Origin of the sequence: Dermacoccus sp. Ellin185 (genome assembly GCF_000152185.1) — a bacterium.
In the GTDB taxonomy this organism is placed as follows: Bacteria; Actinomycetota; Actinomycetes; order Actinomycetales; family Dermatophilaceae; genus Dermacoccus; species Dermacoccus nishinomiyaensis.
In genome coordinates, this window is sequence record NZ_AEIQ01000032.1 from 14193 (window position 1) to 41009 (window position 26817).

The following is a 26817-nucleotide window of genomic DNA, read 5'->3' on the forward strand; positions in this document are numbered from 1 at the left end:
GGTTCCCTCACGCCGACATCATTTTCGGACGCGGCGCTCGAGCGCGTCTCAGACGCCCAACTCACGCGCCGCGGTGGCCGAGGAGTCGCGCAGGAAGTCGGCGCAGCGTCGCTGCTCGTCGACCTCACCGATCTCGCCGGCGGCCTTGCTCAGCGCGGCGAGTGCGCGCAGGAAACCGCGGTTCGGCTCGTGCTCCCACGGAACGGGCCCCTGGCCCTTCCACCCGGCGCGGCGCAGGGAATCGAGGCCGCGGTGGTAGCCGGTGCGCGCGTAGGCGTACGCCTCGACAGCCTCGCCGTCACCCAGCGCGTCCTCGGCGAGCGTCGCCCACACGAGCGAACTCGCCGGGTACATGCGGGCCACGTCGCGGGCGTGGACGCCGAGGTCGAGCTTCTCGGCTGCGGGGTCGACGTCGAGCTTGGTCTCCGGAATGGCAAGAAGGTTGTCCATGCCGCCATTCAAGCATCGACACCCGACAACCCCGCCGCGGCGGGCCGGCAACACCCACGTCACACCCCTCACACCGCCGACCGACTCCACCGAGCGTCAGGACCAACGTCCCAGCCCCTTTCATCGCTCGTGCCGCACGACGAGAATGGAGGCATGACCTTCCACGTCAGCACCGCGACCCCCTGGCAGCCCTCCCCCGGAACCGAGCTCACCGACGCGACTCTCGAGACGATCCACCGCTGGTGGCGCGCCGCCAACTACCTGTCGGTCGGGCAGATCTACCTGCTCGACAACCCCCTGCTGCGCGAGCCGCTGACGCGCGACAACGTCAAGCATCGCCTGCTCGGGCACTGGGGTACCACGCCCGGGCTCAACTTCCTCTACGCCCACCTCAACCGCGTCATCGCCGAGCGCTCTCAGCCGACGATCTACGTCACCGGCCCCGGCCACGGCGGCCCCGGCATGGTCGCCAACACCTACCTCGAGGGCACGTACTCGCAGATCTACCCGAACGTCGGGCTCGACGAGGCGGGCCTGCGCCGGCTCGTGAAGCAGTTCAGCTTCCCCGGCGGCATCCCGTCGCACGCGGCACCCGAGACGCCCGGCTCGATCCACGAGGGCGGAGAGCTGGGTTACGCCCTCAGCCACGCCTACGGGGCCGTCTTCGACAACCCCGAACTGCTCGCGTTCACCGTCATCGGTGACGGCGAGGCGGAGACGGGGCCGCTCGCGACGTCGTGGCACTCGAACAAGTTCGTCAACCCTGTCACCGACGGCGTCGTCCTGCCCGTGCTGCACCTCAACGGCTACAAGATCGCGAATCCGACGGTGCTCGCCCGCATCAGCGACGAGGAGCTCGATGCCCTCATGCGCGGCTATGGCCACACGCCGTACGTGTTCGAGGCGGGCTTCGACGACGAGGATCCGATCTCGATCCACCGCCGTTTCGCGACGCTGCTCGACGAGGTGTTCGACCACATCGCCCGCATCAAGGCCGAGGCCGCCGAAGCGGGTGCCGAGAACGCCGAGCGTCCGCACTGGCCGATGATCGTCTTCCGCACGCCGAAGGGTTGGACGGGCCCGAAGACGATCGACGGCAAGGTCGCCGAGGGTCACTGGCGCAGCCACCAGGTGCCGCTCGCCAACGCCCGCGACACCGACGAACACCTCCACGACCTCGACGCGTGGCTGCGCAGCTACCGCCCCGACGAGCTGTTCGACGAGGCCGGCCGCCCAGCCGACGACATCATGGCCCTCGCCCCCGACGGCGAGCTGCGCATGGGCGCGACGCCCTACGCCAACGGTGGCGAACTGCGCATCGCCCTCGAACTGCCCGACTTCCGCGACTTCGCCGTCGACGCGGGCCGCGACGACGAGCGCGGCACCTCGGTCGCCGAGTCGACGCGGGTGCTCGGCGAGTGGTTGCGCGCCGTCGCAGCCGCGAACCCTGAGAACTTCCGCATCTTCGGTCCGGACGAGACCGCGTCGAACCGGCTGCAGGCCGTCTACGAGACGACGAACAAGCAGTGGATGGGCGCGTACGAGCCCAACGACGCCGAAGACCCGATGGGCCGCGTCGGGCAGGTCATGGAGATGCTGTCGGAACACCAGTGCCAGGGCTGGCTCGAGGGATACCTGCTCACCGGCCGCCACGGGCTCATGTCGAGCTACGAGGCGTTCATCCACATCGTCGACTCGATGTTCAACCAGCACGCCAAGTGGCTCAAGGTGACGAACGAGATCGGCTGGCGTCGACCCATCTCGTCGCTCAACTACCTGCTGAGCTCGCACGTGTGGCGTCAGGATCACAACGGATTCAGCCACCAGGACCCCGGTTTCATCGACCACGTCGTCAACAAGAAGAGCGACGTCATCCGCGTCTACCTGCCGGCCGACGCGAACACGCTGCTGTCGACGTTCGACCACGTCCTGCGCACCGAGCAATACGTCAACGTCGTCGTCGCAGGCAAGCAGCCCAACCCCGTCTGGCTCACGATGGACGAGGCCGTCCGGCACTGCGCGCGCGGCCTGGGCATCTGGGAATGGGCCGGCACCGAGGTCGCCGGCGAGGAGCCCGACGTCGTGCTCGCCTGCGCGGGCGACATCCCGACGATCGAGGTGCTCGCCGCGGCGAAGATCCTGCGCGAACGCGTGCCGGGGCTGAAGGTGCGCGTCGTCAACGTCGTCGACCTCATGCGCCTGCAGGCCGAGAAGGAGCACCCGCACGGCCTGAGCGACCGCGAGTTCGACACGATCTTCACACCCGACAAGCCCATCGTGTTCGCCTACCACGGCTACCCGTGGCTCATCCACCGCCTCACCTACGGCCGGAGCGGCCACAGCAACCTGCACGTGCGCGGGTTCATCGAGGAGGGCACGACGACGACGCCGTTCGACATGGTGATGCGCAACGACCTCGACCGCTTCCACCTCGTCATCGACGTCCTCGACCGTGTACCCGGCCTCGGTGCACGCTGCGCGGGGCTGCGTCAGGAGATGCAGGATCTGCGCCTCGAGGCACGCGCCTACGCCTACGAGAACGGCGAGGACCTCCCCGCCGTCGCGTCGTGGGTGTGGTCCGACGCCGGCGACACCGGCACCGAAACCGGCGGCCCGCAGCAGGACACGGGCGGCGACAACGTCTGATACCTGACACGCGAACGGCCCGCCCCGATCATTCGGGGCGAGCCGTTCCTCAGCGGCGGGTCAGGTGATCAGGCCTTGGCGGCCTTGCTCTTGCCAGCCGAACCGAGCTCGTTGCAGGCCTGGACGACACGCTTCGCCATGCCCTCCTCGGCGGCCTTGCCCCAGGCACGCGGGTCGTACAGCTTCTTGTTGCCGACCTCACCGTCGATCTTGAGGACGCCCTCGTAGTTGCCGAGCATCCAACCGGCGACGGGACGCGTGAACGCGTACTGCGTGTCGGTGTCGACGTTCATCTTGACGACGCCGTACGAGACGGCCTCGGCGATCTCCTCGGGCGAGCTGCCCGAACCGCCGTGGAAGACGAGGTGGAACGGCTTGTCCTCCGCCTCGGAGAACTTCGCCTTGACAGCGTCCTGCGCGTCCTTGAGGACGGACGGGCGCAGCTTGACGTTGCCCGGCTTGTAGACGCCGTGCACGTTGCCGAACGTCAGGGCCGTCATGTAGTACACGTCAGTGCCCGCGCCGAGCGCCTGGGCGGTCGCGATGGCGTCCTCCGGCGTCGAGTACAACTGCTCGTTGATCTCGTTGGCGACGCCGTCCTCTTCACCGCCGACGACACCGACCTCGATCTCGAGGATGATGTTCGCCTCTTTGCACTTGGCGAGAAGCTCCTGGGCGATCTCGAGGTTCTCTTCGAGCGGCACGGCCGAACCGTCCCACATGTGCGACTGGAAGAACGGCTCGCCACCGTTCTTGACGTTCTCGATCGACGCCTCGAGCAACGGACGGACGAAACCGTCGAGCTTGTCCTTCGGGCAGTGGTCGGTGTGCAGGGCGATGTTGACGTCGTACTGCTTGGCGACCTCACGAGCGAACGCGGCCATGGCGAGCGCGCCCGCGACCATGTTCTTCTGCGTCGGGCCCGAGAAGTACTCGGCGCCACCGGTGGAGACCTGGATGATGCCGTCCGAACCGGCCTCGGCGAAGCCACGGATGGCGGCGTTCAGCGTCTGCGACGACGACACGTTGATGGCCGGGTACGCGAAGCCCTCCTTCTTCGCGCGATCGAGCATCTCGCGGTAGATCTCGGGGGTTGCGATGGGCATGTCATCACCTCTCGTGTTGGCACAACAATGACGCGTTTCGGGCGCACTTCGTGAGCGGCTGGCCCGCTGCGTCCATCCTCGCACGGGGCGTCGCGCAACGGGGCGGGCGGCGGGAGTTTGCTTCGCCCGAGTTCCGGCCGCGTCAGGCGCGGGGGTGGGCGTCGCCGGCGTCCGCGTGGCTGCTTCCGATTGCGCTCCCATGGGCGTCGCCGTCGACACGCTGGCCGAACACGTGCCGTCGGATCCACGCGTGCATCGTGACGGCGGCCGCGGCGCCCGCGTTGATCGAGCGCGTCGAACCGAACTGGGCGATGTCGAGGACGGCGTCGGCGCGTTCGAGCGCGTCGGCGCTCACACCCGGGCCCTCCTGGCCGAAGAGCAGGACGCAGTGCTCGGGCAGGTCGAACGCCTCGAGCGGGACGCTGCCCGCCACGTTGTCGATGGCGATGACGGGCAGGCGCGTGGGGTGGCCGGCGGCGTCGACGGGCCCGGCCGTGGCGGCCCAGGCGAGCAGGTCGTCGACCGTGGGGTGGTGGAACTCGTGCTGGTAGCGGTCGGTCACCATCGCGCCGCGACGGTTCCAGCGCCGCCGTCCGACGATGTGAAAAGCCTTGGCGTTGAACGCGTTCGCCGTGCGGATGACGGAGCCGATGTTGAAGTCGTGCTCCCAGTTCTCGACGGCGACGTGAAACGCATGACGCGCCGTGTCGAGCTCTTCGACGATGGCGTCGTGCCGCCAGTAGCGGAAACGATCCTCGACGTTGCGGCGGTCGCCGTGCTCGAGCAGCTCGGGGTCGTAGCGCGGGTCGAGCGAGCCGTCGGGTGTGCTCGGCCAGGCGCCCTGCCACGGTCCGACGCCGACCTCGTCCGTGCCCCCAGCGTCAGCACGGCGGTGTTGTGCGTCGCCGTCGTCGATCTGTTTCGCCCCGTCCACGTCTGCCATGGCCGTCAGCGTAGGCGGGCGCGACGAGTTCACCATCGTCCGGGTGACGCGCCGTACCTCACCCGCGCGTCTCAGCGGTTTCTTATCGCCCGCCGGTAGGCTCGGCCTCGTGATGCATGCCCTCGGCCCTCAGTTCATGGATCCGAACTACCTGCTCGCCCACTTCGGCGGCGCGTTCTTCTGGATCTCGCTCGCGATCGTCTTCATCGAATGCGGGCTCCTGTTCCCGATCCTGCCCGGCGACTCGCTGCTGTTCGCGATCGGCATGTTCACCGCGACGTCTGCCACGAGCGGCTTCGACATCCCCCTCTACGTCTCGCTGCCGGCTCTGTGCGTCGCCGCGTTCGCGGGCAACGTCGTCGGCTACGAGATCGGGCGGATCGTCGGCACCCCCCTGTACGAACGCGACGGCAGGGTGCTGAAGAAGAAGTACTTCGACCAGACGAACGCGTTCTTCGACAAGCACGGCAGCAAGGCCCTCGTCATCGGACGCTTCGTGCCCATCGTCCGCACGTTCATCACCGTCGTCGCGGGCGCGAGCCACATGGACCGCAAACGCTTCTTCACCTGGTCGGCCATCGGTGCCGTGCTGTGGGTGCTCGTCGTGACGTTCGCCGGGTTCTTCCTCGGCCGCGCCTTCCCGAGCCTCGGCAAGAACATCGACGCCGCCATCATGGTCGTCGTCCTCGTCAGCGTGCTGCCGATGATCTTCGAGTGGGTCAAGCACCGCAAGCGCGCCAAGGCGCTCGTCAAGGAAGCCGGCGACATCGTCGACCACAACCCTGACAACTGAAACTCGTCGCGACCACGCTGACGAAGCGAGCAACGCTGCCGCATCGAGAAACGCTGACGAGCGGCGCCCGGCCCAGGCCGCGGCGCCGTTCGTGCGTGCGGTTCGTCGGACGTCGCGTCACTCCCTAGGATGAGGGCGTGGATACCCAGGCTGTTCTGACCCTGCTCCAGCAAGCCGCCGAGACCTACATCAACCCCCGTTTCGAGGCGCTCGCCTCGCACGAGGTGACCGAGAAGAACCCGGGCGACCTCGTCACCGTCGCCGACCGCGAGGCGGAGGTGTTCATCACCGCCGAACTGCAGAAGGCCTACCCTGACGCGCTGATCGTCGGCGAAGAAGCCGTCGCAGCCGACCCGAGCATCCTCGACCGCATCGAATCCGCCGACCACTGGTTCACGGTCGACCCCGTCGACGGCACGAAGAACTTCGTCCACGGCTCACCGAACCACGGCGTCATGGTCGCCGAGATGCGCGGCGGCGACATCGTCCGCAGCTGGATGTGGCAGCCGCAGCTCGGGCACGCGTACGTCGCGGAGAAGGGCAATGGCGCCTTCCTCGACGGGGTGCGCATCGAGCCGCACGTCGTCGGCGATGCCCCGAAGGGCGTGACGTCACGTCAGACGCGCGTCGGCGAATCACTCGACGGGCTGCCGCCGCTCGGGCTGTCGTGGGTGTGCTGCGCGGTCGACTACCCCCAGATCGCCTCGGGCGGCGCGGACTACATCCTGTACGTCACGACGAAGCCGTGGGACCACGCGCCCGGCGCGCTCTTCATCCGCGAGGCGGGCGGCGTCTCCGCCTACGCCGACGGCTCGCCGTACGACCCGCGCTACGAACTGACACCCAAGCCGCTGCTCGTGACGGCCGACGCCGCGCTGCACGAGCGGTTGCGGCCGTTCGTCTGATGACGCGCTGCGCTGCCTGCGTGAGTGGCGCCGATTGAGTGAGTGGCGCCGATTGAGTGGGTCGCGCTGGCTGCGTGGGGGCGTGGCCGTGTGAGCCGGCCGGCTGTCGGTTAGGAGCTTGCAACCCCACCATGCGGAATTACAGCTCCCAGCGGCGCCCCTGAGGGCCGAAAACCCGCCATGCCGGCTCGCAGCTCTGACCGGGGCATGACGAACCCGCGCCGAGCGTCGGTCAGGCAGTCTGCGTCGGTCAGGCAGTCTGCGTCGGTCAGGTGGTGAGCGTCGGTCAGGCGTCGCGCTTCAGGTGCTGGTAGCTCGCGATCAGTCGCTCGCGCCACCACTGCCGGCGCTCGGGGCTCGCGCGGTGACGCTCGACGCACGTCGGGTCGAGGTGGCGCGCGGCGGCGGCGCGAGCTACGTCGATCGTCCCGTCACGAGGGACGAGGGGGTCGGCGATGACGTCGCCGTCGAGCAGGTTGATCGTGCCGAGGCCGCACGCGTGATCGAGCTCGGTCAGAGCAGCCGCGAGCGCCACGCCGGCCGCCATCCCGGGGCTCGAATCGAGCGCCGAACTGACGACCATCGGGAGGCCTGTCTCGTCTGCGATGCGCAGCGCCGCGCGCACTCCCCCGAGCGGCGCGACCTTGACGATCGCGAGATCAGCGGCCTCGAGCTCGACGACACGCATCGGGTCGTCGGCCTTGCGGATCGACTCGTCGGCGGCGATGAGAACGTCGATTCCGTTGCGCGCGAGCGTCTTCCGAACGCGCGCCAGATCTTCGACGGGCATGACGGGCTGCTCGACGTATTCGAGGTCGAACGCAGCCAGTCGTGTGATCGCGGCGACGGCCTGGTCGACATCCCATCCGCCGTTCGCGTCGAGACGCACCTTCGCGTCGGCGCCGAGGCCGTCACGGACGGCGGCGACGCGGGCGACGTCGTCGTCGAGGTTCTGGCCCCTCTCTGCCACCTTGACCTTCGCGGTGCGGCACCCATCAAACCGGGCGAGCACCCCGGCGACGGCGCCGGCGGGAACAGCCGGGACGGTCGCGTTGACGGGCACCGTCGCGCGCACCGGCTCGGGCCACCCGAGGTACGCCGCCTCGATCGCAGCCGCGAGCCAGCGCGACGCCTCGGCCGGCCCGTACTCGAGGAACGGCGCGAATTCTCCTGCACCACAAGGCCCCTGAAGATAGGCACACTCGCGATGCTCCACACCACGAAAGCGCGTGTTGAGCGGAATCGAGACGACCTCGAACCCATCGAGCAGCTCATCGAGCGACGAGAGGGGCAGTTCAAGAGGCCGCGCGTTCATGCCCCCTATCGTCGCAGCAGCTTCCGCGATGCAGGCCCCGGGACACGAACCGCCCTTACGCCACGTGCAGGCCCGCGCGTCCAGCCCGGGACATGAACTGCCTTCATGCCATCTGACGGCCATGCGCGGGCGGCGCTTCCCACACTCGCGCGCAGCGCCCCCGCGAATACGAGCGGCAGGGTCGAATCGGCGCATCCTGCCGCTCCTACTCGACCGATTCGCTCGTGTTCAGGAGGCGGACACACAATGGCGTCATGACGAAGATCGCGCTCATCACCGGAACCTCCAGCGGCATGGGGCTGCACGCCGCCATCGCTCTCGCCAAGGCGGGCGCCACGGTCGTCGCGACGGTTCGTTCGTTCGACAAGGCGGGCGAGCTCAACGAGGCGGCGGCCAAGGCGGGCGTCACGCTCGACGTCCGTGAACTCGACGTCACCGATCATGGCGCGGGCGAGAAGCTCGTCAATGCGGTCGTCGAGCAGTACGGGCGACTCGACGTGCTCGTCAACAACGCGGGGCGCGGGTGCGTCGCTACCGCGGAGACGCTCGACATGCTGACGATCAAGGAGCAGATGGAGACGAACTACTTCTCGGCCGTCGCGCTGACGCAAGCCGCACTGCCGCACATGCGCAAGGCCACGTCCGGCATGATCCTGACGGTGACGTCGGTCGGCGGCGCCGTCGGCCAGCCGTTCGCCGACGCCTACTGCGGCGCCAAGTTCGCCGTCGAGGGTTTCATGCAGTCGCTGTCGACGGTCGCCGCGGCGTTCGGCATCAAGGTCAGCGTCATCGAACCGGCCGCCGTGGCGACGAACTTCGTCGAGAACGTCCAGCGCGACGACGCGGGGCCGTACGCCGACCTGCTCGCCGCGTACATGAAGCGCACCGAAGGTGCCTTCGCCAACGCCCAGAGCGCCGAGAGCGCGGGCGAGGCCATCGCCGGGGCGGCCCTGTCGGACGAGTACCGCTTCCGCTGGCAGACGAGCGACGCGGCGACGACGTTCGCGGGGATGTCGCTCGCGGACCTCGACGGCTCGAAGGTGTTCGAGGCCACGCGGAGCTGGACGCAGGGCTGACGCAGCGCAGACAAGACGAACGCACCGGACGATCACGGATCGTCCGGTGCGTTCGTCGTCGGCAAGGCCGGTTCCAGAGCGGCGACGTCGAGGGCCTCAGGCGTGTGCGCCACCCTCGATGAGCACGACGCCGACGGCGATGAGGGCCATGCCGCACCACATCATGCGAGTGATGGGCTCCTTGAACACGAACCGGCTGACGAGTGCCGTCAGCGCGACGCCTGCGGCGGCCCAGATGCCGTACGCGACACCGATGCCCATGCCTTCACTCAGAGTGCGCACGAGCAGGTACAGCGCCAGGGTGTAAGCGACCCCGACCACGGCGTAGTACCGGGCCCGCCCCTGCGCTGCGACGCGCATGAAGGCCGTGCCGATCACCTCGCTGATGACCGCACTGACGAGGAAGATGTAGCTCACGCGCGCACCTCGTTCATCGTCGCGCTCGAACCGTCCTCGGCCGGTGCTTGGGAGTCGGAGCCGACCTCGACCATGATCACGCCCCCGATGACGAGTGCGACGCCGCAACCCATCATCAGCGTGAAGGGCTCGCCGAACACCACCGTCCCGACGAATGCCGTGAGCGCCACGCCGAGCGCGCCCCAGATGCCGTAGACGACGCTGAGTGCCATGCCCCGGCGCAACAGCAACGCCAACAGGACGAAGGCGACGAGGTCGGCGATGAGCGTGAGCAGAAACCACGCGGCGTCCTGCTCCGCGCGCTTCAGCGCTGACGAGCCGATGACCTCGCACACGACCGCGCATCCGAGCATCAGGTAGTTCTTCACGCCTCCTCCTCCTTCACGTTCTTGATCTTCTTGCCGGGCTTCGTGTCGGGTTCGTGTGGCGACGTGTGGTGAGGGGCGTCATCGTCGACGGCGCCGATCTCCGATGTGGCGCCCATGCAGGACGTCGTCAGCATGCCCCTGGTGCGAAGACGCTGCGTGTCGCTCGCCCTGCGTCTGAGGGGCGAGGAGCTGTTCGGCGAGTGCCTGCACGCCCGAGCGGCCGTCGTCGTCGAGGGGCAGGGCGCCGCTGGCGTCGGCGAACCACACGCCGTCGGCCATGAAGCGGGCGCCCTCGAGGCGTGCCCGCGTCTGCGGGTCGAGACCTTCGGGCAGCGCCACCCAGGGCTCGAAGTGCTCTTCCCAGCGGCGCGTGAGGACCTCGCGCAGGCGCGGATCTGCCATCATCGCGAGGTCTGCTTCGTCGACCTCGCCCGCGAGCATCCATCGGACGTACGCCGTCAGCCGCGGCCACGGCGACACGGGGTCGACGTCCGCCAGGAGCTTCTCCAGTTGGCGCTTCTGGTCGTCAGCCACCCGATCGACGACCGCGAGCATGAGCGCTTCCTTGGTCTTGAAGTGGTACATCAGCCCCGGCTTCGTCAGCCCGGCCGCGTGCGCGACCGTGTCGAGCGACACCGGCTCCTGACGCCGCATCAGCGCGAGCGCCGCGTCGAGGATGACCTCACGTGAACTCTGCCTCATGGCCTTTACTTTACCTTTCGGTTGGTAAAGTTCGAATGCCGCGAACGGGGGCTGGGCGCCGGCCTCTGCCTCTGCCTCTGCCTCTGCCTCTGCCTCTGCCTCTGCCTCGGGGGACGATGGACCAAAGCGATGAGCGCGCACCCCCGCGGGTGCGCGCTCATCGCAGATCACGTGTGGAACGCCCGGCCCGCCATGCGCGAAGACCGCGCCCTCACCTTGCCCGCAAATGCACCTGGGTGCATTTGCGCGCAGAGGGCGGCCCCCGGCCTCAGCAGGAGACGGCGCGGGCGGCCCTGGGGGTTCTCAGAAGTACCAGGGGAAACCCGACCAGTCGGGGTCGCGCTTCTCGAGGAACTGATCGCGGCCCTCGACGGCCTCGTCCGTCATGTAGGCGAGGCGCGTGGCCTCACCGGCGAACACCTGCTGGCCCATGAGGCCGTCGTCGGTGAGGTTGAACGCGAACTTCAGCATGCGCTGTGCCTGCGGCGACTTCGCCATGATCTCCCGCGCCACCTGCAGGGCCTCGCTCTCGAGCTCGGCGTGCGGGCAGACGAAGTTGACCGCACCCATCCGGTGCATGTCGTCGGCGGTGTAGGTGCGGCCGAGGAAGAAGATCTCGCGCGCGAACTTCTGCCCGACCATCTTCGCGAGGTACGCCGAGCCGTAGCCTGCATCGAACGAGCCGACGTCGGCGTCGGTCTGCTTGAACCGCGCGTGCTCGCGGGAGGCCATCGTCATGTCGCACACGACGTGCAGGCTGTGCCCGCCACCGGCGGCCCAGCCGGGCACGAGGCAGATGACGATCTTCGGCATCGTACGGATGAGCCGTTGCACCTCGAGGATGTGCAGACGCCCACCTTCGGCCTTGACACGCAGTTCGTCGACGCCGCTCGCGGAGTCGTCACCCGTTGGATCGGCCGCGTACTGGTAGCCGGAGCGGCCACGGATGCGCTGGTCGCCGCCCGAGCAGAACGCCCACTTGCCGGCGCTGCCGGTGCCCTCGGGCCCGGGGCCGTTGCCGGTGAGCAGGACGACGCCGACGTCCGGCGTGCGGCGCGCGTGATCGAGCACGCGATACAACTCGTCGACGGTGTGCGGACGAAAGGCGTTGAGCACCTCGGGACGATCGAACGCCACACGCACACAACCGAGTTCGCGACTGCGGTGGTACGTGATGTCGGTGAGATCCTCGAACCCCTCGACGGCGGTCCACGCGCTCGGGTCGAAGGGGTTCTCTGGCTGCCGGACGGCTTCGTCAGGGGTGGTCTCACTCATGCCGTCAGTCTAGGACGCGGCGGTGACGACCCCATCGCGCCACTCGAAGGGCGACGGTGGCGGCCCCGCAGCCCCGTGCACCCCTGCGATTTTCGTCCCCCTCCGTGAATTTCGTCCACATTCGCCACTGGCCGTGGCAGAGTGCCGGTCGTCATGGACGGCGGCGAACTCGGCAGGAGCATGCCCGCCGGCACCGACCGTCGCGGGCGTCGTCACCCTCCGTGGACGGACGCGGCGAGCTCGTCAGGAGCATGTTCGGCGGCGACGCCGACCGTCGCGTCACGCCGTGACGCCGTGATGGCCGACCCCGCGCCGGCGACGACGACGAGGAGCACTGCAAGCGTGCGCGTCGCACCGAAGCCCTGATCGAGCAGCAGCCAACCCGCGAGCGCCGCGATGACGGGTTCGAGGGCGAGCAGCACCCCGAACACGGCCTTCGGCAGCCGCCGCAGCGCCGACAGCTCGAGCGCATACGGGACGACGGAGGCGAGGAACGCGGTGCCGATGGCGAGCGCGAGGTAATGGACGTCCGTCAGCCCCGTCCAGGCGCCCTGCGCTCCGAACGGGACGAGCGCGACGGTGCCGACGACGAGCGCCATCGCGAGGCCACCCGCGCCGTCGACCGCTCCCCCGACGCGTTCACTCGCGAGGATGTACAGCGCCCAGAAGAACCCCGCGCCTAGGACGAACGCGACGCCGACGAGGTCGAGCGAACCACCTGCGTCATCAAAACCGAGGATCACGACCCCGACGAGCGCCAGCACGATCCAGGCGAAGTCCTTGAGCTTGCGCGACAGGATCGCGGCCAGCCCGAGCGGGCCGAGGAACTCGATGGCGACCGCCGGGCCGAGAGGAATGCGCGCGATCGCCTCGTAGAACATCCCGTTCATACCTGCGAGAGCGAGGCCGAACGCGGCGACAGCCGTCCACTGCGAACGCGTCCAGGTGCGCACCCTCGGGCGCGTCACCAGCGCCAGCATGACGGCGGCGAGACCGAGCCGCAGCGTCGTCACGCCCGTCGCTCCGAGCGGGCCGAAGAGCTGCGTCGCGAGGCTCGCCCCCAACTGCAGGGATGTGCACGAGCCGATGACCATGAGAACGGCCGGGGCCGTCGAGGAGGACATGACGCTGGATGAGGAAAACCGTGACGGGGCCACCGAAGCTCCTGAACATCTGTGGGCCGCCGCAAACCCGGGTTCTCACGACAGTGACCGCGCCGCGGTCACCACTGCTGACGGGCGCCACGATACGGCCGCGCCGCAACGCGTCGCCAGACGGGCTCAGCCCGTGAACCGGTGGCATGCAGACGGGGCCCTGGCAGCGTCGTCACCCAGCCCCGATCGCTCATCCCCAGCCCCGACCGCTCGTCCCTCACGCTCCGCGCTCGACCCACCGTGCCCCATCTGGGGACCGGCGGGCGAGAGCGTCAGGAGGTGCGGTGCACCTTGTGCTGCGCGGCCTGGGCGCGCGGACGCACGACCATCTGGTCGATGTTGACGTGCTCCGGCAGTTCGGCAATGTAGGCGACGGCGTCGGCGATGTCGTCCTGCGTCAGCGGCGCCTCGACGCCCTGGTACACGGCCGCGGCCTTGTCGGCGTCACCGCCGAAGCGGACGAGCGCGAACTCGTCACTCTTCACCATGCCGGGGTCGATCTCGCAGACGCGCACCGGCTTGTCGAACAGCTCCAGGCGCAACGCCCCCATGAGAGCGCGCACGGCGTGCTTCGAACCGCAGTACCCGGCGCCGCCCTCGTAGCTGACGATGCCGGCCGTCGACCCGATCGTGATGATGACGCCGTGTGCCGCCTCGAGCGCCGGCAGGAACGCCTGGATCGTCGCCGCGGTTCCGATGACGTTGACGTCGTACATGCGGCGCCAGTCGTCGAGGTTCGCGGTCGCGACGGGCTCGGCACCGAACGCGCCACCGGCGTTCGCGACGAGCACGTCGACGCGCGAGCCGGCCTGAGCGGCGAGGTTCTTCACGTCGTCGACGTTCGTCACGTCGCACTGGACGGCACGCCCGTCGATCTCCCGGGCGAGTTCCTCCACCCGGTCGAGTCGGCGCGCCGCGCACACCACGTCGTACCCCCTCGCCGCGAGAGCGCGAGCCGATGCCCGCCCGATCCCGCTGCTCGCACCCGTCACCACTGCCACCTTGCGCTCAGTCATGACCCCATCCTGCCCGTCCTGGCCGCACCCCGCACCTGACGTCCGCCGGCGCGAGGCACCTCACCTGGCTCTGCCGGGCGCGTCGTACAGTGAACGTCATGCCTGAGCTCGTGCCGTTCGCCGTCGACCGCGCCGACATCACGCCCTACTACGAGGCCCTCGATGCCGCGCTCGCCGGAACCGGACCGGCCCTCGCGCCCTACGAGGCGGGCACTCCGGCCCCCGACGTCCCGCGTCACCCCACCGACGCGCCCGAACGCCTCGCGCTCGTCGTCTCGACGAGCGGATCCACCGGCACCCCGAAGCGCGCGATGCTGACGAAGGACGCGCTCATCGCGAGCGCCACCGCGACCCACGAGCGCATCGGCGCGGGCACATGGTTGCTTCCGCTGCCGCCGCATCACATCGCGGGCACGCAGGTCATCGTGCGCTCACTCATCGCGGGCACGACACCGATCGTCATGGACGCCTGGTCGCTCGAGCAGTTCACCAGGGCCACGACGCTCGTCGCCCGCAACGCGCCGCCCTTCTCCCCCATCCACACGAGCCTCGTCCCGACGCAGCTGCGTGACGTCCTCGACGCCGCCGAGCGCGACGACCCCGTCGGCGTGCGCGCTCTCGAGGCGGCTCGGCGCTACCGCAGCATCCTCGTCGGGGGCGCCGCGACGCCCCCCGACCTGCAGTCGCGCGCCAGCGACGCCGGGCTCTCCATCGTGACGACGTACGGCTCGAGCGAGACGGCCGGCGGCTGCGTCTACGACGGCGTCCCCCTCGCGGGCGTCGGCGTCCACGTCCTCGACGCTGACGACGAAGGCCTCGGTCGCATCGCCCTGTCCGGCCCGACGCTGGCGAGTGGCTACCTCGGCGACGCCGAACGATCGGCCGCGACGTTCGTCGCCGCACGCACTCTCGCCAGGCCCACGATCGACTCATCGCCCGTCGACTCCGCTCCCGACGGCGACGCGTCCCGCGAATCTGCCCCCACGGGGCTGTCAGAGCGCCGACGCAGCGAGGCGACACCCGGCGAGGCGACGCTGTTCCTCACCGACGACCTCGGACGCTTCGACGGCGCGTTGCACATCGAGGGGCGCATCGACGACGTCATCAACACCGGCGGGTACAAGGTGAGTCCGCGCGTCGTCGAGGAGGTCGTCCGCGGTGTCGACGGCATCCGTGACGTCGTCGTCGTCGCCCGCCCGCACGAGCGCTGGGGGCAGTGCGTCGCTGTGGCTGTCGTCACGACCGAACGTAGCGAGGCAACCGCCGACGCGCTCGCGCGTCTCATGGGTGAGTGCCGAAAGGCGTTGCCGCCGTATGCCGTCCCGGCCATGGCCCGCGTGCTCGAGACGATCCCGCTGACGGGCGTCGGCAAGCCCGATCGCGCGCTCATCGCCCGCTCGCCCGAGTGGCACAATCTACGAGACCCCCGCTAGATCGCCGGAGCACCGGCCCACACGACCTGGAGAACATCCCGCACATGGCCACCCTGAACCAATGGGTCGAGGGCGCGCGCCCCCGCACGCTGCCCGCCGCCATCGCCCCCGTCCTCGTCGGAACGGGCGCGGCCTACGCGATGGAGAAGGCGAACCCCGGCTATGCGCTGCTCGCGCTCATCGTCGCGCTGTTCCTCCAGATCGGCGTCAACTACGCCAACGACTACTCCGACGGCATCCGCGGCACCGACGAGGACCGCGTCGGCCCGGTGCGTCTCGTCGGTCAAGGCCTTGCGAACCCGGGCAACGTCAAGCTCGCCGCGTTCGGATGCTTCTTCGTCGCCGCGTTCGTCGGCCTCGCGCTCGTCACGCTGTCGAACACGCCGTGGCTGCTGCTCGTCGGCGTCGCCGCCATCCTCGCGGCCTGGTTCTACACCGGCGGCAAGCGCCCGTACGGCTACATGGGGCTCGGTGAGGTCTTCGTCTTCGTCTTCTTCGGCCTCGTCGCGGTACTCGGCACGACGTACACGCAGGCCCACACGCTGTCGCCGTCCGCGTGGGCGAGCAGCATCGGCGTGGGCGCGATCGCCTGCGCGATCCTCGTGACGAACAACCTGCGCGACATCCCGACGGACGTCGAAGCCGGCAAGCACACCCTCGCCGTGCGGCTCGGCGACAAGGCCACCCGCACGTTCTACGTCCTGCTCATCGCCGTGTCCGTCGCCGCCGTCGCGGTGTGCACGCTGTTCCACGTCGCCGCTGCGGCGGGCTTCGTCGCCCTCATCGCCGCGATCCCGCCGGTGCTGCGCGTCATGCGCGGCGCCACGGGCCGCGACCTCGTGCCGGCCCTCGCCGGCACCGGCCGTTACCAGCTGCTCTACGGCCTGCTCCTCGGCGGCGGCCTCTACGCCGCGCACCTCATGCACTGACGGCCCTGACGGCTGCAGCGCCCACCACGCCGTCATCCGCTGCCAATCCGACGACGACAGCGGCAACGACGACAAAGACTTCAACACACGCGAAGGCCGGCCGCCCCCTCGGGGACGGCCGGCCTTCGTCATCATTCGTCCGCGACCAGCACGCCCGGCCCGTCAGGGGCCCGGTGCGGATCGAGCGTCGATCAGTCCTCTTCGACGTCCTCGGCCTCACGCATCTGCTGCGCACGGGCACGACGCTTCTCGACGCGATCTTCGACGACGTCGACCGTCTCCTGACGGAAGCGGTTGAGCGCGAAGAAGCTGATCGCCGTCGACGCGAGCGCCGCGACGATGAGCAGCAGGAAACTGCGCAGCCCGCACAGGTAGCCCAGGCACACGCAGCCGAAGAAGACGAGGATGCGCAGAACGGTGTAACGAGCGACAGGTGCCATCAGCCGATCACAGCCCCGAGTAGGAGTGCTGGCCGACGAAGAACACGTTGACGACGCCGTAGTTGATGAGGATGCACGCGAAGCCGACGAGGACGACGGCGGCGGCCTTGCGTCCGCTCCACCCGACCGTCACGCGGCTGTGCAGGTAGGCCGCGTAGACGATGAAGATGACGAGCGACCACACTTCCTTCGGGTCCCAGTTCCAGTAGTGACCCCAGGCCTCCTGCGCCCAGATGGCGCCGCACAGGACGGTGAACATCCACAGCGGGAACGCGATGATGTGCACGCCGTAGGAGAGGCGGTCGAGGGTCTCCGAATCGGGCAGCGAGCGCAGGAAACCGCCGCTCTTGCCCCTCTCCTCGCGCGTCTTCTGGGCGAGGTACAGCGCTGTGATGACGAAGCCGATCGTGAACAGGCCGACGGACAGCGTCGCGACCGTCACGTGGATCGACAACCAGTACGACTGCAGCGACGGCATGAGCTTGCTCGCCTCGGTGTAGTACACCTTCGCCGCGAGGATGAGGAACAGCGTCGCGGGCAGCGTGACGAACGCGCCAAGCCAGCGCACGTCCTTTCGCAGGCTCCACAGCAGGAAGCACACGAGCAGGAACGCGGTACCGGCGAGGTCGAACTCGTACATGTTGCCCAGCGGCGGGCGGTGCACGGCGAGCGATCGCATGACGATGCCCGCGATGAGGAACGCGGCACCCAGCCACGTCAGCGCCATGCCGGTGCCGGCCCACTGACGCTTGTGACCGTCGGCCGGGACGTCGGGGGTGCCGTCGCCGTCGAGGTCACGACGTTCGCGGGTGCGTTCGAGTACCGCCGTCGCACCACCGACGCTGGCCGTCGACGACGCTGCCGCGCCGGCGCTCGTGGCCTCGGCGCTCATGGCGTCGGCCTCGACAGCAGCCTCATCGGCCGCGCCTCGGCGTCCGGCCCGCGCCTGACGGCCAGGGGCCTGGGCGAGATCGACGCAGAACGAGAGCATCGCGAGGGTGAGGACGAGCGCGGCCGCATACACGGCGCGCGTGGAGTTCTGCGCGAGGGTGCTGTGCGCCTCGTCGATGAATGCGAAAGCGGACATCATGCCTTACCTGTCGTCTTCGTGGTGGGGGCCGCCGCGCGGCTGATGCGTTCGAGGATGTCGTCGACCGCCAGCGCGAGACGAGGATCCTCACCCTTGGCGAGCCCACCGATCTCAACCACTGTACGCGCGTCGGTGTCACCATCCGTAGCGGGACGGACGCGGACGAACACGCGCCGACGACGGATCGTCAGGGAAAGCACGAGGCCGGCGAGTGCGAGGACGCTGAACAGCAGGGCCGGCCCCTTGCCGGGGTCGTGACGGATCGACAGCCCCGCCCACCGTGGCGCCGCGTCGAACGTCACGGAGCCGAGGTTGTTCGGCAGCTGCACCGTCTGGCCGAGGGCGAGCTGCAGACGCACCGGCTGGCCCTTCTCGTCCTTGAGCTGCGTCATCGTGCCGGTGTCGAGGCTGAACACCGACTGCGGGCGACCGTTCGGGTACAGGTCGCCCGTGAACGCCGTGAGGTACAGCGCCGGCGCCTTGGCGTCGGGGAAGGCCGAGCTCGGGCCCAGGTTCGGGTCGAGGTAGGCCGTCGGCAGGAAGAAGCCGGTGAGGCCGATCTGCTTCGGTGAGGCGCCCGAGATCTTGAATGCGCCGGTCGACTTGTACTTGTTGTCGATCGACAGGAACGGCGTGGATTCGTCATACAGGACGTTGCCCTTCGCGTCCTTGAACGTGATCTTCGGGGCGTAGCCGTTGCCGAGCAGGTACACCTCGCCGCCTCCCACCTTCAGCGGGTGGTTGACCTTGATCGTGTCCTTCTTCCACGCGCTGTTCGCCGACTCCCGGTAGTCGACGTCGGCGGTGAAGTCGCGCGGTTGACCCCACTGGCTGCTCGTCGGGTCGACGTTGCTCTCGAACATCACCTTGAGCGTGTTCATCTTGAGCGCCCAGTCGGGGATGTCCTGCTCCGCATCGACCCACGGCCCGAGCTTCAGGGTGTCGTAGCGCGACGGCGTCGAGGCGAAACCGCTGCCCTCGGGGACGATGACGTCACCGCGCCAGCCCCAGACGTGCCCGGCCGCGACCGAGACGATGATGCCGATGAGGCTGAGGTGGAACAGCAGGTTGCCCGTCTCGCGCAGCATGCCGCCCTCGGAGGCGACCTCGAACTCGCCCGTGCCCTTGCGCAGCGCGAACCGCTTGCGCCGCAGGACGGTACGCGTCGCGGCGATGACCTGCTCGGGGGTCGCCTCGAGCGTCACCTCGCGGTGCGCGGGAAGGCGTGAGAGGCGGCGGGGCATCGCGGGCGGGCCCTGCCGCATCGCCTTGTAGTGCACCCGGACGCGCGGGATGATGCAGCCGACGAGCGACACAGTCAGCAGAAGGTAGATGGCGGCGAACCACGGCGAGCTGTAGACGTTGAACATGCCGAGCCGGTCGAGCCACGGCGCCAGATCCGGATGATCGAGGCGGTACTGCGTGACACGCTGCTCGTCGATCGAGTGCTGCGGGAAGATCGAGCCCGGCACGGCCCCGACCGCGACAAGCAGCAACAGGAACAGCGCCGTGCGCATGCTCGTCAACTGCCGCCAGAACCAGCGCAGGCCGCCGAGGAACCCGAGACGCGGCTGCGTCACCGTCGCCCGATCGTCCCGCGAGGACGTCTTCGTCGAGTCTGCGTCGGCCGCATCGTCACGGGGCACGTCGTCGCGCGCCGCACCGCCCATGGATGCCTCGCCGTGAGCAGCGTCGTCGACGCGGAACGCGCCGGGTTCGGGGTTGTCTGACGTCTTGGCCACTAGATCACCGGTTCGAACTGATTGACGAGATGGGTCTGGATGTCGGCGATGAGCGAGTTCCACAGACCCGTCACCATGAGCACGCCGATGGCGATCATGAGGCCGCCGCCGACGAGCTGGATCGGACGATGCCGCGCGCGCAACCACTTCGAGGCGCGCTCGGCGCGGCTCCAGCCGGCCGCGATGAGAATGAAGGGGATGCCGATGCCCAGGCTGTAGCAGGCGGTGAGCAGCAACCCGCGCCCGTTGACGCCGCTCGATCCGAGTGCGGTGTTGGCCGCGAGGATCGCGCCGTAGACCGGCCCGACGCACGGCGACATGCCGAGCGCGAACACGGCGCCGAGCAGCGGAGCGCCGAGCAGCCCCGCGGCCGGGCGCCAGCGCACGGTGAATCCGCGCTGGCCGAGCACGCCGAGGAACAGCAGGCCCATGACGATGACGAACACCCCGCCGACGCGCAGCAGCAGCGTGTCGTGGGCGCCGACGGTGTCGACGAAGAACGACAGCGCGGCCTGCAGGCCGACGAACACGACGGAGAAGCCGAGGACGAACAGGCACGCGCCGAGGATGATGCGGGTGCGACGCTTCTCGTCGGTCAGGCCGGTCACGTAGGCGAGGAAGCCTGGTACGAGTGGCAGCACGCACGGCGAGGCGAACGAGACGAGCCCCGCGAGGGCAGCGAAGAACATCGCGAGCGGCAACGCGCCGTCCGCGACGATCTGTCTCGGCGAGTCGCTCGCCGCGAGCAACGCGATCAAGCCTTCTCCGCCAGCACCTTGTCGACCATGTTGCGCACCGTCGTCTCCGTCGTCGCCCCACTGACGCGCGCGGCGATGCGGCCCTGCGCGTCGAGCACGAGCGTCGTCGGGGTCGCGGAGACCTTGCGCTGAAGGCCCTGCAGGTTGGCGCCGTCGTCATTGGCCAGGGACGGGTACGTGACGCCCCACTTCTTCAGGGTCGAACTGGCGACGGCGTTCGAGTCACGCTGGTCGATGCCCATGAACACGACGTTCTTGCCCGCCTTCTCGTACGACTGCCACGCCTTCTGCAGGTGCGGCATCTCGGCCCCGCACGGGCCGCACCAGGCGCCCCAGACGTTGAGCACGACAACCTTGCCGCGAGCCTGCTCCACGTTCCAGTCGGTGCCGTCGAGCAGTTTGCCACTCAACGTGACGGGCTTGTCGCGCTTGGCTGCGGGAAGCTCCTCGACGGTTCCGTCGCCGCCGACGTAGCCCTTCTGGTCCTGCGCCTGCTTGCTGATCTCGTCGTTCTTGCCGTCACCGCACGCCGTCGCACCGAACGTCAGAGCACCGGCAGCGATGACGGCGGCGGCGCGCCGGGTGATGCTGCTGCTCATGCTCCCACCGCATTCGTCGAGGCGGCGAGCAACCGGCCGGCGGGTTCGGTGTAGCGCACGTCGGTGATCTCATCGTCGATGAACTCGATCGTCGTCACCGACGCGAGCGTGCACTCGCGCGAGCGCGGGTCGTGCCACAGGCGCTTGCCCTCGGCGAAACGACGCGCCGTCCACACCGGCAGCTGGTGGCTGACGATGACGGCCTCGTGCCCGGATGCCGCATCACGAGCATCACGGATCGCCGCATCCATGCGCGCGGCGATCTCGTCGTACGGCTCGCCCCAGCTGGGGCGGAACGGGTTGGTGAGCTTCGGCCAGAAGCGCGGCTGCATGAGCTGCTTGGGGTTCGAGCCCACCGTCATGCCCTCGAAGTCGTTGCCTGCCTCGATGACACGCTCGTCGAGCGTGACGGGCAGACCGAGCTTGTCGGCGATCGGCGCCATCGTCTCCTGCGCTCGCTCGAGCGGCGAGCTGACGAGGTGCGTGACGTCGCGTGGCGCCAACCACTGGCTCGTCAACTCGGCCATCTCGTGCCCGAGCTCAGAGAGGTGGTATCCATCGAGGCGCCCGTACAACACCTTCTCGGGGTTGTGGACCTCGCCGTGGCGCACGAGGTGCACGAGCGTCGTGACGGGCACCCGCGGCTCGCTGACGGCGGCGGGCGACGGCTGCGGCGTCCGCGACGGATCGGAGGTGGCGTGCTCGGACATGCTCACAGTGTCGCAGCCGAGTCTGTGGACGCCGCGGCGCGCGCCGCGGTCGGCAGCGCTTCGACGATGTGCGCGACGGCCTCGTCGTCGTGGCTCGCGGAGACGAACCAGGCCTCGAACGACGACGGCGGCAGGTGCACGCCCTGGGCGAGCATCGCGTCGAAGAAGCGGGCGAAGGCATGGATGTCCTGTTTCTTGGCGCCGTCGTAGTTCGTCACGGCCTCGTCGGTGAAGAAGATCGAGAACATCGAACTCGCCCACTGCACCTGGTGCGGGACGCCGGCCTTCGTCAGCTCGCTCGAGGCCGCATCGGCGATCGTGTGTGCGACGCGGTCGAGGTGCGCGTAGACCTCCGGCGTGCAGGCCTGCAGCGTCGCGAGGCCGGCGGCCGTCGCGATCGGGTTACCGGCGAGGGTGCCCGCCTGGTAGACGGGGCCGTCGGGTGCGAGCAGCTCCATGAGGTCGCGACGCCCACCGAACGCGGCAGCCGGGAAGCCGCCGCCCATGACCTTGCCGAACGTGAACAGATCTGGCGCCGTCTCACCCTGCTGGCCCTCGTGACCGAACCAGCCGGCCGCGGAGCAGCGGAAGCCCGTCATCACCTCGTCGGAGATGAGCAGAGCGCCGTGCTTCGTGGTGATGTCGCGCAGCGCCTTCGTGAAACCGGGCGCCGGCGTCACGACGCCCATGTTGCCCGGCGAGGCCTCGGTGATGACGGCGGCGACCTCGTCACCGTGCTCGGCGAAGGCCGCGTCGAGCGCGTCGACGTCGTTGTACGGCAGCACGATCGTCTCTCCCGCACTCGAGGCGGGGACGCCGGCCGAGTCGGGCAGGGCGAACGTCGCGAGGCCGGAGCCGGCGGCGGCGAGCAGCGCGTCGACGTGGCCGTGGTAGCACCCTGCGAACTTGACGATCTTGCTGCGCTGCGTCGCGCCGCGGGCGAGACGGATGGCCGACATCGTGGCCTCGGTGCCGGAGGAGACGAGGCGTACCTGCTCGACCGGCTCGACGCGGCTGACGATCTCGGTGGCGAGCGCCACCTCGTTCTCGCTCGGCGTGCCGAAGCTGAACCCGCGCGACGCGGCCTGCTGCACCGCGTCCATGACGCGCGGGTCGGCGTGGCCGAGGATCATCGGCCCCCACGAGCAGATGAGGTCGACGTAACGGTTGCCGTCGACATCCGTCAGCCACGGCCCCTTCGCCTCACGGATGAAGCGCGGCGTGCCGCCGACGGCGCGGAACGCGCGCACCGGGGAATTGACGCCGCCTGGGGTGACCGAGCGGGCGTGATCGAGCAATGCCTGAGACGTCGAGGTGTTCTGGCTCATGCGCATCATTGTTCCATCGCGCACTGACAATCCCCTCCACGCCGGCCCCCTCACGGCCCGTGAGGCCCACCACAGCAGCGTCGCGTCGTCGCACCCGCGACGGGGACGGCCGGTGCGCGCCGTCGTAGGGAACGTCCCGTCATACTCTTCGCTCCGGGCGTGGCAGGTGGCGCCTCGACACACCGTGCGCGGGGCGGTGGCGTGCTCCGGTCGTCAGCGCTCGCTGGCCTCGACGGCCTCGCCGACGCGGCGCATGGCATCCCCGAGGCTCGCGAACTGACGCGCGGGCATCACGTCGACCATGAAGGCGCGCACACTCGCGACGTGCACCTTGGCTGCCTCGTGCAGGGCCTGCAGCCCGTCCTCGGTGAGGACGAGTTCGACACCGCGCGAGTCGTCGAGGCAGGGCTGACGCTCGACCCAGCCGCGCCGTTCGAGGCGGTTGGCGGTGTGCGTCAGCCGACTGCGTGACTGCACGACGATGGTCGCGAGCGCACTCATGCGCAGGCGCCGACCCTCCGATTCGGAGAGCATCGAGAGGATCTCGTACTCGGCCAGCGACATGCCGTGGGCGAGCAGTTCACGATCGAGCGCCGTCTCGAGCGCCCGCGCGCCGCGCAGGTAGTGGCGCCACGCAGCCTGCTCGGACTCGCTCAACCACGCCGTCTCGCCACCTCGCGTCACGCTACTCGCCTCTCCTGCAACCGATTCCTCAACAGACCTAGTATTCCCGGTGTTCAGCGTCAGTTCCACACGAACCCCCTGTTGGGGTGTGGAATGGAATACGCACCCCCGGGCATGTAGTTTAAAATTCAACAACACTCCGCTACGGTGAGTGCATCGCCCATCAACGATCTGAAGGAAAGGGGCTCGTCATGGCCTCCCTCAACACCCTCCCCGCCGGCACCTGGAACATCGACCCGGCGCACACGGAGATCTCGTTCGTCGCCCGTCACCTCATGGTGACGAAGGTGCGCGGCAAGTTCACCGACTACTCGGCAACGGTCGTCGCCGCCGACCCGATCTCGGATTCGAGCGTCGAGTTCACGGTGCAGACCGCGTCGGTCGACACGGGCAACGCCGACCGTGATGCGCACGTCAAGTCGGGCGACTTCTTCGACGTCGAGACCTACCCCACGATGACGTTCAAGGCCACGCAGATCACGGACGACGAGATCACGGGTGACCTGACGATCAAGGATGTGACGAAGCCCGTCACGTTCTCGTACGACTTCAACGGTGTCGCGACCGACCCGTGGGGCGCCACGCGCGCCGGTTTCGAGGCGTCGGGTGAGATCAACCGCAACGACTTCGGCATGACGTTCAACGCTCCCCTCGACGGTGGCGGCGTCCTGATCAGCGAGAAGATCAAGATCAACCTCGACCTCGAGTTCACGAAGGCCTGACGACGATCAAGCGAGCGTAGGTAGGACCGCAGCGTCGTGTTCGTCGAGCACGGCGCGGGTGGAGTCACCGCAGCGAAGCGAGGATGGCTTCACCCGCGCCGGGCGCGGACGACCGCGCATGTCAAGCGAGGATCCTGCCGAAGCGAGCGTTGAGGAGTCAGGCCCGGAAAAAGGCCTGACGACGATCAAGCGAGCGTAGGTAGGACCGCAGCGTCGTATTCGTCGAGCGCGGCGCGGACGAACGCGCATGTCATGCGAGGATCCTGCCGAAGCGAGCGTTGAGGAGTCAGGCCCGGAAAAAGGCCTGACGACGATCAAGCAACCACAGGGGTTGTGGAGGTTCGTGCTTCATGGAGCACGAACCTCCACAACCCCTGCGTCGATGAGTGCGGCTTCGATCTGGTCGAGGAACGCATCAGGGTCGCTGCGCAGGCCGATGTCGGGAACGCGCAGGACGCGATCGCCGTGGAGGGCGACGGCGTTCTGCCGCAGTGCGTCGGTGATCGGGTTGGCGCCGCCCTGGTGGTGTGCGCCGTCGATCTCGGCGACGCGGCCGTCGGCGTTCCAGCGTGCATCGAGGTACCAGCCCCCGTCGGGGCCCTGGCGCACGACCTGACGATCCGGCAGTGGAGACCGGCGTCGACGCGGGTGCGCGACGAAGGCGAGTTCGTCGATGGATTGCGACCCACCGCCGATGTCGCGGATGAACCCGGCGATGGCACGTCGTCGCCGCAGCGTGGGGTGCATCTGCGACGCCGTAGAGAGCCACTCAGGTGTGGTGAGGCGCTGTTGCACCGTCATCGCGAGCAGCGCCCCGGCCGCGTGATCCGTGGCGGCGAAAGAGGCGGCACGAATGGCTGCGACGTCCTCGCGCGCTCGCGGAACGGGAGGGGCGTGCAGCGGCGGCACGTGGCGAACACGATGCTCACTCACGCCGTCGCCAGGCCGAACCGCGCCTTTCGCGGGCCCGCAGCATCCCGGCGCACGAGCGTACGCACGTAGTGACGCTCGACGCCTCGCTCGCGCAACTGAACGCGGCCGACGACGCCGCACGAGGCCACGGCCAGGTCAGCCGCCACCTGCGTTGCACTCACTCGCTCCACAGTCATGGATCCAGCCTGACGCGCGCGCCGCGCCCGGCGCCATCGACGCCGGCCCACCCTGGGGCCTCCCCCACCTCACGATGACGCCCACGATCGTCACCGCCGGGAATGACAGCCGCAGACGCCAAGGGTTGAGGAGGTTCGCGCCCCCCCTGGAGCGCGAACCTCCTCAACCCTTGCGTCGATGACTGATGCAGCGGTCAGACGATGAGACCGGGCGTCTGCTTCGACGCCTTCTCGAAACGCGCCTGCACGTCAGCCCAGTTGACGATGTTCCACCACTGCTTGACGAACGTCGCCTTGTCGTTCTTGTACTGCAGGTAGTAGGAGTGCTCCCACATGTCGAGCATGAGCAGCGGAACCATGCAGATCGGCACGTTGCCCTGGTGGTCGAAGTGCTGAACGATGTACAGCTTCTGCGCGACCATGTCCCACGTCAGCACCGACCAGCCGGAACCCTGCACACCGAGGGCGTTGGCCTCGAACTGCGCGCGGAACTTGTCGAACGACCCGAAGTCGGCGTCGATACGAGCCGCGAGATCACCAACGGGCTTGTCACCACCGTCAGGCGACATGTTCGTCCAGAACACCGAGTGATTGACGTGGCCACCGAGGTGGAACGCCAGGTTCTTCTCCAGCGTGCCGAGGAACGTGAACTCCTCCTTGTCACGCATCTCCGACAGCTGGTCGACGGCCGTGTTGATGCCCTTGACGTACGTCGCGTGGTGCTTGTCGTGGTGCAACTCCATGATCTCGCCCGAGATGTAGGGCTCGAGAGCTGCGTAGTCGTAGGGAAGTTCCGGGAGCGAGTAGTCAGCCATGACCCCACGCTATCTACCTGCGACGAAGTCGCAACTAAGGCATACCTCGTCAGATGCGATACAGTCGCACCTGGGACGGGAAGCGCGAGAGGCCACGAGCACCAACTCGTGGCCTCTCGTCATGCGTGACGCGATGGGCTGGGCGCCCGATCGGTCGTCAGCACGCGTCAGATCGCCAGCGCACGATCTTTTGACGCGCTTCCTCAACGCTCGTTAAAACCTTCGCAAGCTCAGGCCCCACCGAGCCAGATCGCCAGCGCACGATTTTTTTGACGCGCTTCCTCAACGCTCG

At 68.7% G+C, this 26817-nt stretch carries 28 protein-coding genes; 7 read left to right on the top strand and 21 right to left on the bottom strand.

Annotated features, from left to right (window positions below):
- Positions 1–48 precede the first annotated feature (48 nt).
- On the bottom strand, positions 49–450 hold the full coding sequence (locus HMPREF0321_RS01540; RefSeq protein ID WP_006943618.1) for a DUF3151 domain-containing protein: 402 nt from the start codon (positions 448–450) through the stop codon (positions 49–51).
- A 153-nt stretch (positions 451–603) separates the two neighbouring features.
- On the opposite strand from HMPREF0321_RS01540, the gene HMPREF0321_RS01545 reads away from it, so the two are divergent.
- Complete coding sequence (locus HMPREF0321_RS01545) at positions 604–3096, top strand: phosphoketolase (protein ID WP_006943697.1); 2493 nt, start codon at positions 604–606, stop codon at positions 3094–3096.
- A 68-nt stretch (positions 3097–3164) separates the two neighbouring features.
- Here HMPREF0321_RS01545 and fbaA read toward each other — a convergent pair whose 3' ends face one another.
- Positions 3165–4202 (bottom strand): class II fructose-bisphosphate aldolase, encoded by a 1038-nt coding sequence (fbaA, locus tag HMPREF0321_RS01550; RefSeq protein WP_006943632.1) that lies wholly within the window; start codon positions 4200–4202, stop codon positions 3165–3167.
- A gap of 142 nt (positions 4203–4344) precedes the next feature.
- Positions 4345–5145, bottom strand: a complete 801-nt coding sequence (locus tag HMPREF0321_RS01555) for a TrmH family RNA methyltransferase (RefSeq protein ID WP_139023524.1) — start codon at positions 5143–5145, stop codon at positions 4345–4347.
- Between the two features lie 112 nt (positions 5146–5257).
- Between HMPREF0321_RS01555 and HMPREF0321_RS01560 the strand changes: the two genes are divergently transcribed.
- A complete protein-coding gene (locus HMPREF0321_RS01560) occupies positions 5258–5938 on the top strand; it encodes a DedA family protein (protein WP_038571631.1) in 681 nt (226 codons plus the stop codon).
- A 137-nt stretch (positions 5939–6075) separates the two neighbouring features.
- On the top strand, positions 6076–6843 hold the full coding sequence (locus HMPREF0321_RS01565; protein ID WP_006943701.1) for an inositol monophosphatase: 768 nt from the start codon (positions 6076–6078) through the stop codon (positions 6841–6843).
- A gap of 286 nt (positions 6844–7129) precedes the next feature.
- Here the strand turns inward: HMPREF0321_RS01565 and HMPREF0321_RS01570 are convergent, their stop codons facing one another.
- Positions 7130–8158, bottom strand: coding sequence for an o-succinylbenzoate synthase (locus tag HMPREF0321_RS01570; protein WP_006943687.1), 1029 nt, complete (start codon positions 8156–8158; stop codon positions 7130–7132).
- Between the two features lie 254 nt (positions 8159–8412).
- Here HMPREF0321_RS01570 and HMPREF0321_RS01575 point away from each other — a divergent pair, with 254 nt between their 5' ends.
- Complete coding sequence (locus HMPREF0321_RS01575) at positions 8413–9234, top strand: SDR family NAD(P)-dependent oxidoreductase (protein WP_006943695.1); 822 nt, start codon at positions 8413–8415, stop codon at positions 9232–9234.
- A 96-nt stretch (positions 9235–9330) separates the two neighbouring features.
- Here the strand turns inward: HMPREF0321_RS01575 and HMPREF0321_RS01580 are convergent, their stop codons facing one another.
- From HMPREF0321_RS01580 to HMPREF0321_RS01605, 6 genes are all read right to left on the bottom strand, one after another.
- Entirely contained in the window at positions 9331–9651 is a 321-nt protein-coding gene (locus HMPREF0321_RS01580; protein WP_006943678.1) for a multidrug efflux SMR transporter, read from the bottom strand.
- Positions 9648–10019 (bottom strand): multidrug efflux SMR transporter, encoded by a 372-nt coding sequence (locus HMPREF0321_RS01585; RefSeq protein ID WP_006943680.1) that lies wholly within the window; start codon positions 10017–10019, stop codon positions 9648–9650. The genes HMPREF0321_RS01580 and HMPREF0321_RS01585 overlap by 4 nt, the downstream gene beginning before the upstream one ends.
- A gap of 78 nt (positions 10020–10097) precedes the next feature.
- Positions 10098–10721: a TetR/AcrR family transcriptional regulator gene (locus tag HMPREF0321_RS01590; protein WP_006943684.1), complete on the bottom strand. Its 624-nt coding sequence runs from the start codon at positions 10719–10721 to the stop codon at positions 10098–10100.
- Between the two features lie 303 nt (positions 10722–11024).
- Complete coding sequence (locus tag HMPREF0321_RS01595; protein ID WP_006943640.1) at positions 11025–11996, bottom strand: 1,4-dihydroxy-2-naphthoyl-CoA synthase; 972 nt, start codon at positions 11994–11996, stop codon at positions 11025–11027.
- Between the two features lie 212 nt (positions 11997–12208).
- Entirely contained in the window at positions 12209–13120 is a 912-nt protein-coding gene (locus HMPREF0321_RS01600; RefSeq protein WP_040014275.1) for a DMT family transporter, read from the bottom strand.
- 302 nt (positions 13121–13422) lie between these two features.
- Positions 13423–14166: an SDR family NAD(P)-dependent oxidoreductase gene (locus HMPREF0321_RS01605; RefSeq protein ID WP_006943688.1), complete on the bottom strand. Its 744-nt coding sequence runs from the start codon at positions 14164–14166 to the stop codon at positions 13423–13425.
- A gap of 98 nt (positions 14167–14264) precedes the next feature.
- On the opposite strand from HMPREF0321_RS01605, the gene HMPREF0321_RS14550 reads away from it, so the two are divergent.
- Entirely contained in the window at positions 14265–15599 is a 1335-nt protein-coding gene (locus HMPREF0321_RS14550; protein WP_139023525.1) for an AMP-binding protein, read from the top strand.
- Between the two features lie 44 nt (positions 15600–15643).
- Complete coding sequence (locus tag HMPREF0321_RS01615) at positions 15644–16528, top strand: 1,4-dihydroxy-2-naphthoate polyprenyltransferase (RefSeq protein ID WP_006943699.1); 885 nt, start codon at positions 15644–15646, stop codon at positions 16526–16528.
- 191 nt (positions 16529–16719) lie between these two features.
- Here the strand turns inward: HMPREF0321_RS01615 and HMPREF0321_RS01620 are convergent, their stop codons facing one another.
- The 8 genes from HMPREF0321_RS01620 to HMPREF0321_RS01655 form a co-directional block, all read right to left on the bottom strand.
- On the bottom strand, positions 16720–16968 hold the full coding sequence (locus tag HMPREF0321_RS01620; protein ID WP_006943689.1) for a DUF4229 domain-containing protein: 249 nt from the start codon (positions 16966–16968) through the stop codon (positions 16720–16722).
- A 7-nt stretch (positions 16969–16975) separates the two neighbouring features.
- Positions 16976–18058, bottom strand: coding sequence for a c-type cytochrome biogenesis protein CcsB (ccsB, locus tag HMPREF0321_RS01625; RefSeq protein ID WP_239303277.1), 1083 nt, complete (start codon positions 18056–18058; stop codon positions 16976–16978).
- On the bottom strand, positions 18055–19800 hold the full coding sequence (locus HMPREF0321_RS01630; protein ID WP_006943686.1) for a cytochrome c biogenesis protein ResB: 1746 nt from the start codon (positions 19798–19800) through the stop codon (positions 18055–18057). Before HMPREF0321_RS01630 ends, ccsB begins: the two co-directional genes overlap by 4 nt.
- Positions 19800–20558 carry a cytochrome c biogenesis CcdA family protein gene (locus HMPREF0321_RS01635; protein ID WP_006943620.1) on the bottom strand — a complete coding sequence of 253 codons (759 nt, stop codon included), beginning with the start codon at positions 20556–20558 and terminating at the stop codon, positions 19800–19802. The genes HMPREF0321_RS01630 and HMPREF0321_RS01635 overlap by 1 nt, the downstream gene beginning before the upstream one ends.
- On the bottom strand, positions 20555–21157 hold the full coding sequence (locus HMPREF0321_RS01640; protein ID WP_006943681.1) for a TlpA disulfide reductase family protein: 603 nt from the start codon (positions 21155–21157) through the stop codon (positions 20555–20557). The genes HMPREF0321_RS01635 and HMPREF0321_RS01640 overlap by 4 nt, the downstream gene beginning before the upstream one ends.
- Positions 21154–21873: a histidine phosphatase family protein gene (locus HMPREF0321_RS01645; protein WP_006943634.1), complete on the bottom strand. Its 720-nt coding sequence runs from the start codon at positions 21871–21873 to the stop codon at positions 21154–21156. Before HMPREF0321_RS01645 ends, HMPREF0321_RS01640 begins: the two co-directional genes overlap by 4 nt.
- Positions 21870–23195, bottom strand: coding sequence for a glutamate-1-semialdehyde 2,1-aminomutase (hemL, locus tag HMPREF0321_RS01650; protein WP_136788520.1), 1326 nt, complete (start codon positions 23193–23195; stop codon positions 21870–21872). The genes HMPREF0321_RS01645 and hemL overlap by 4 nt, the downstream gene beginning before the upstream one ends.
- Before the next feature lie 213 nt (positions 23196–23408).
- Positions 23409–23879 (bottom strand): MarR family winged helix-turn-helix transcriptional regulator, encoded by a 471-nt coding sequence (locus HMPREF0321_RS01655; protein WP_006943685.1) that lies wholly within the window; start codon positions 23877–23879, stop codon positions 23409–23411.
- Between the two features lie 191 nt (positions 23880–24070).
- Between HMPREF0321_RS01655 and HMPREF0321_RS01660 the strand changes: the two genes are divergently transcribed.
- Positions 24071–24601, top strand: a complete 531-nt coding sequence (locus HMPREF0321_RS01660; protein WP_006943676.1) for a YceI family protein — start codon at positions 24071–24073, stop codon at positions 24599–24601.
- Between the two features lie 348 nt (positions 24602–24949).
- On the opposite strand, the gene HMPREF0321_RS15870 is transcribed toward HMPREF0321_RS01660, so the two are convergent.
- From HMPREF0321_RS15870 to HMPREF0321_RS01670, 3 genes are all read right to left on the bottom strand, one after another.
- Complete coding sequence (locus tag HMPREF0321_RS15870; protein WP_006943691.1) at positions 24950–25534, bottom strand: hypothetical protein; 585 nt, start codon at positions 25532–25534, stop codon at positions 24950–24952.
- Positions 25531–25710 carry a hypothetical protein gene (locus HMPREF0321_RS15875; RefSeq protein WP_131941659.1) on the bottom strand — a complete coding sequence of 60 codons (180 nt, stop codon included), beginning with the start codon at positions 25708–25710 and terminating at the stop codon, positions 25531–25533. Before HMPREF0321_RS15875 ends, HMPREF0321_RS15870 begins: the two co-directional genes overlap by 4 nt.
- Before the next feature lie 194 nt (positions 25711–25904).
- A complete protein-coding gene (locus tag HMPREF0321_RS01670; protein ID WP_006943682.1) occupies positions 25905–26525 on the bottom strand; it encodes a superoxide dismutase in 621 nt (206 codons plus the stop codon).
- Positions 26526–26817: the final 292 nt, after the last annotated feature.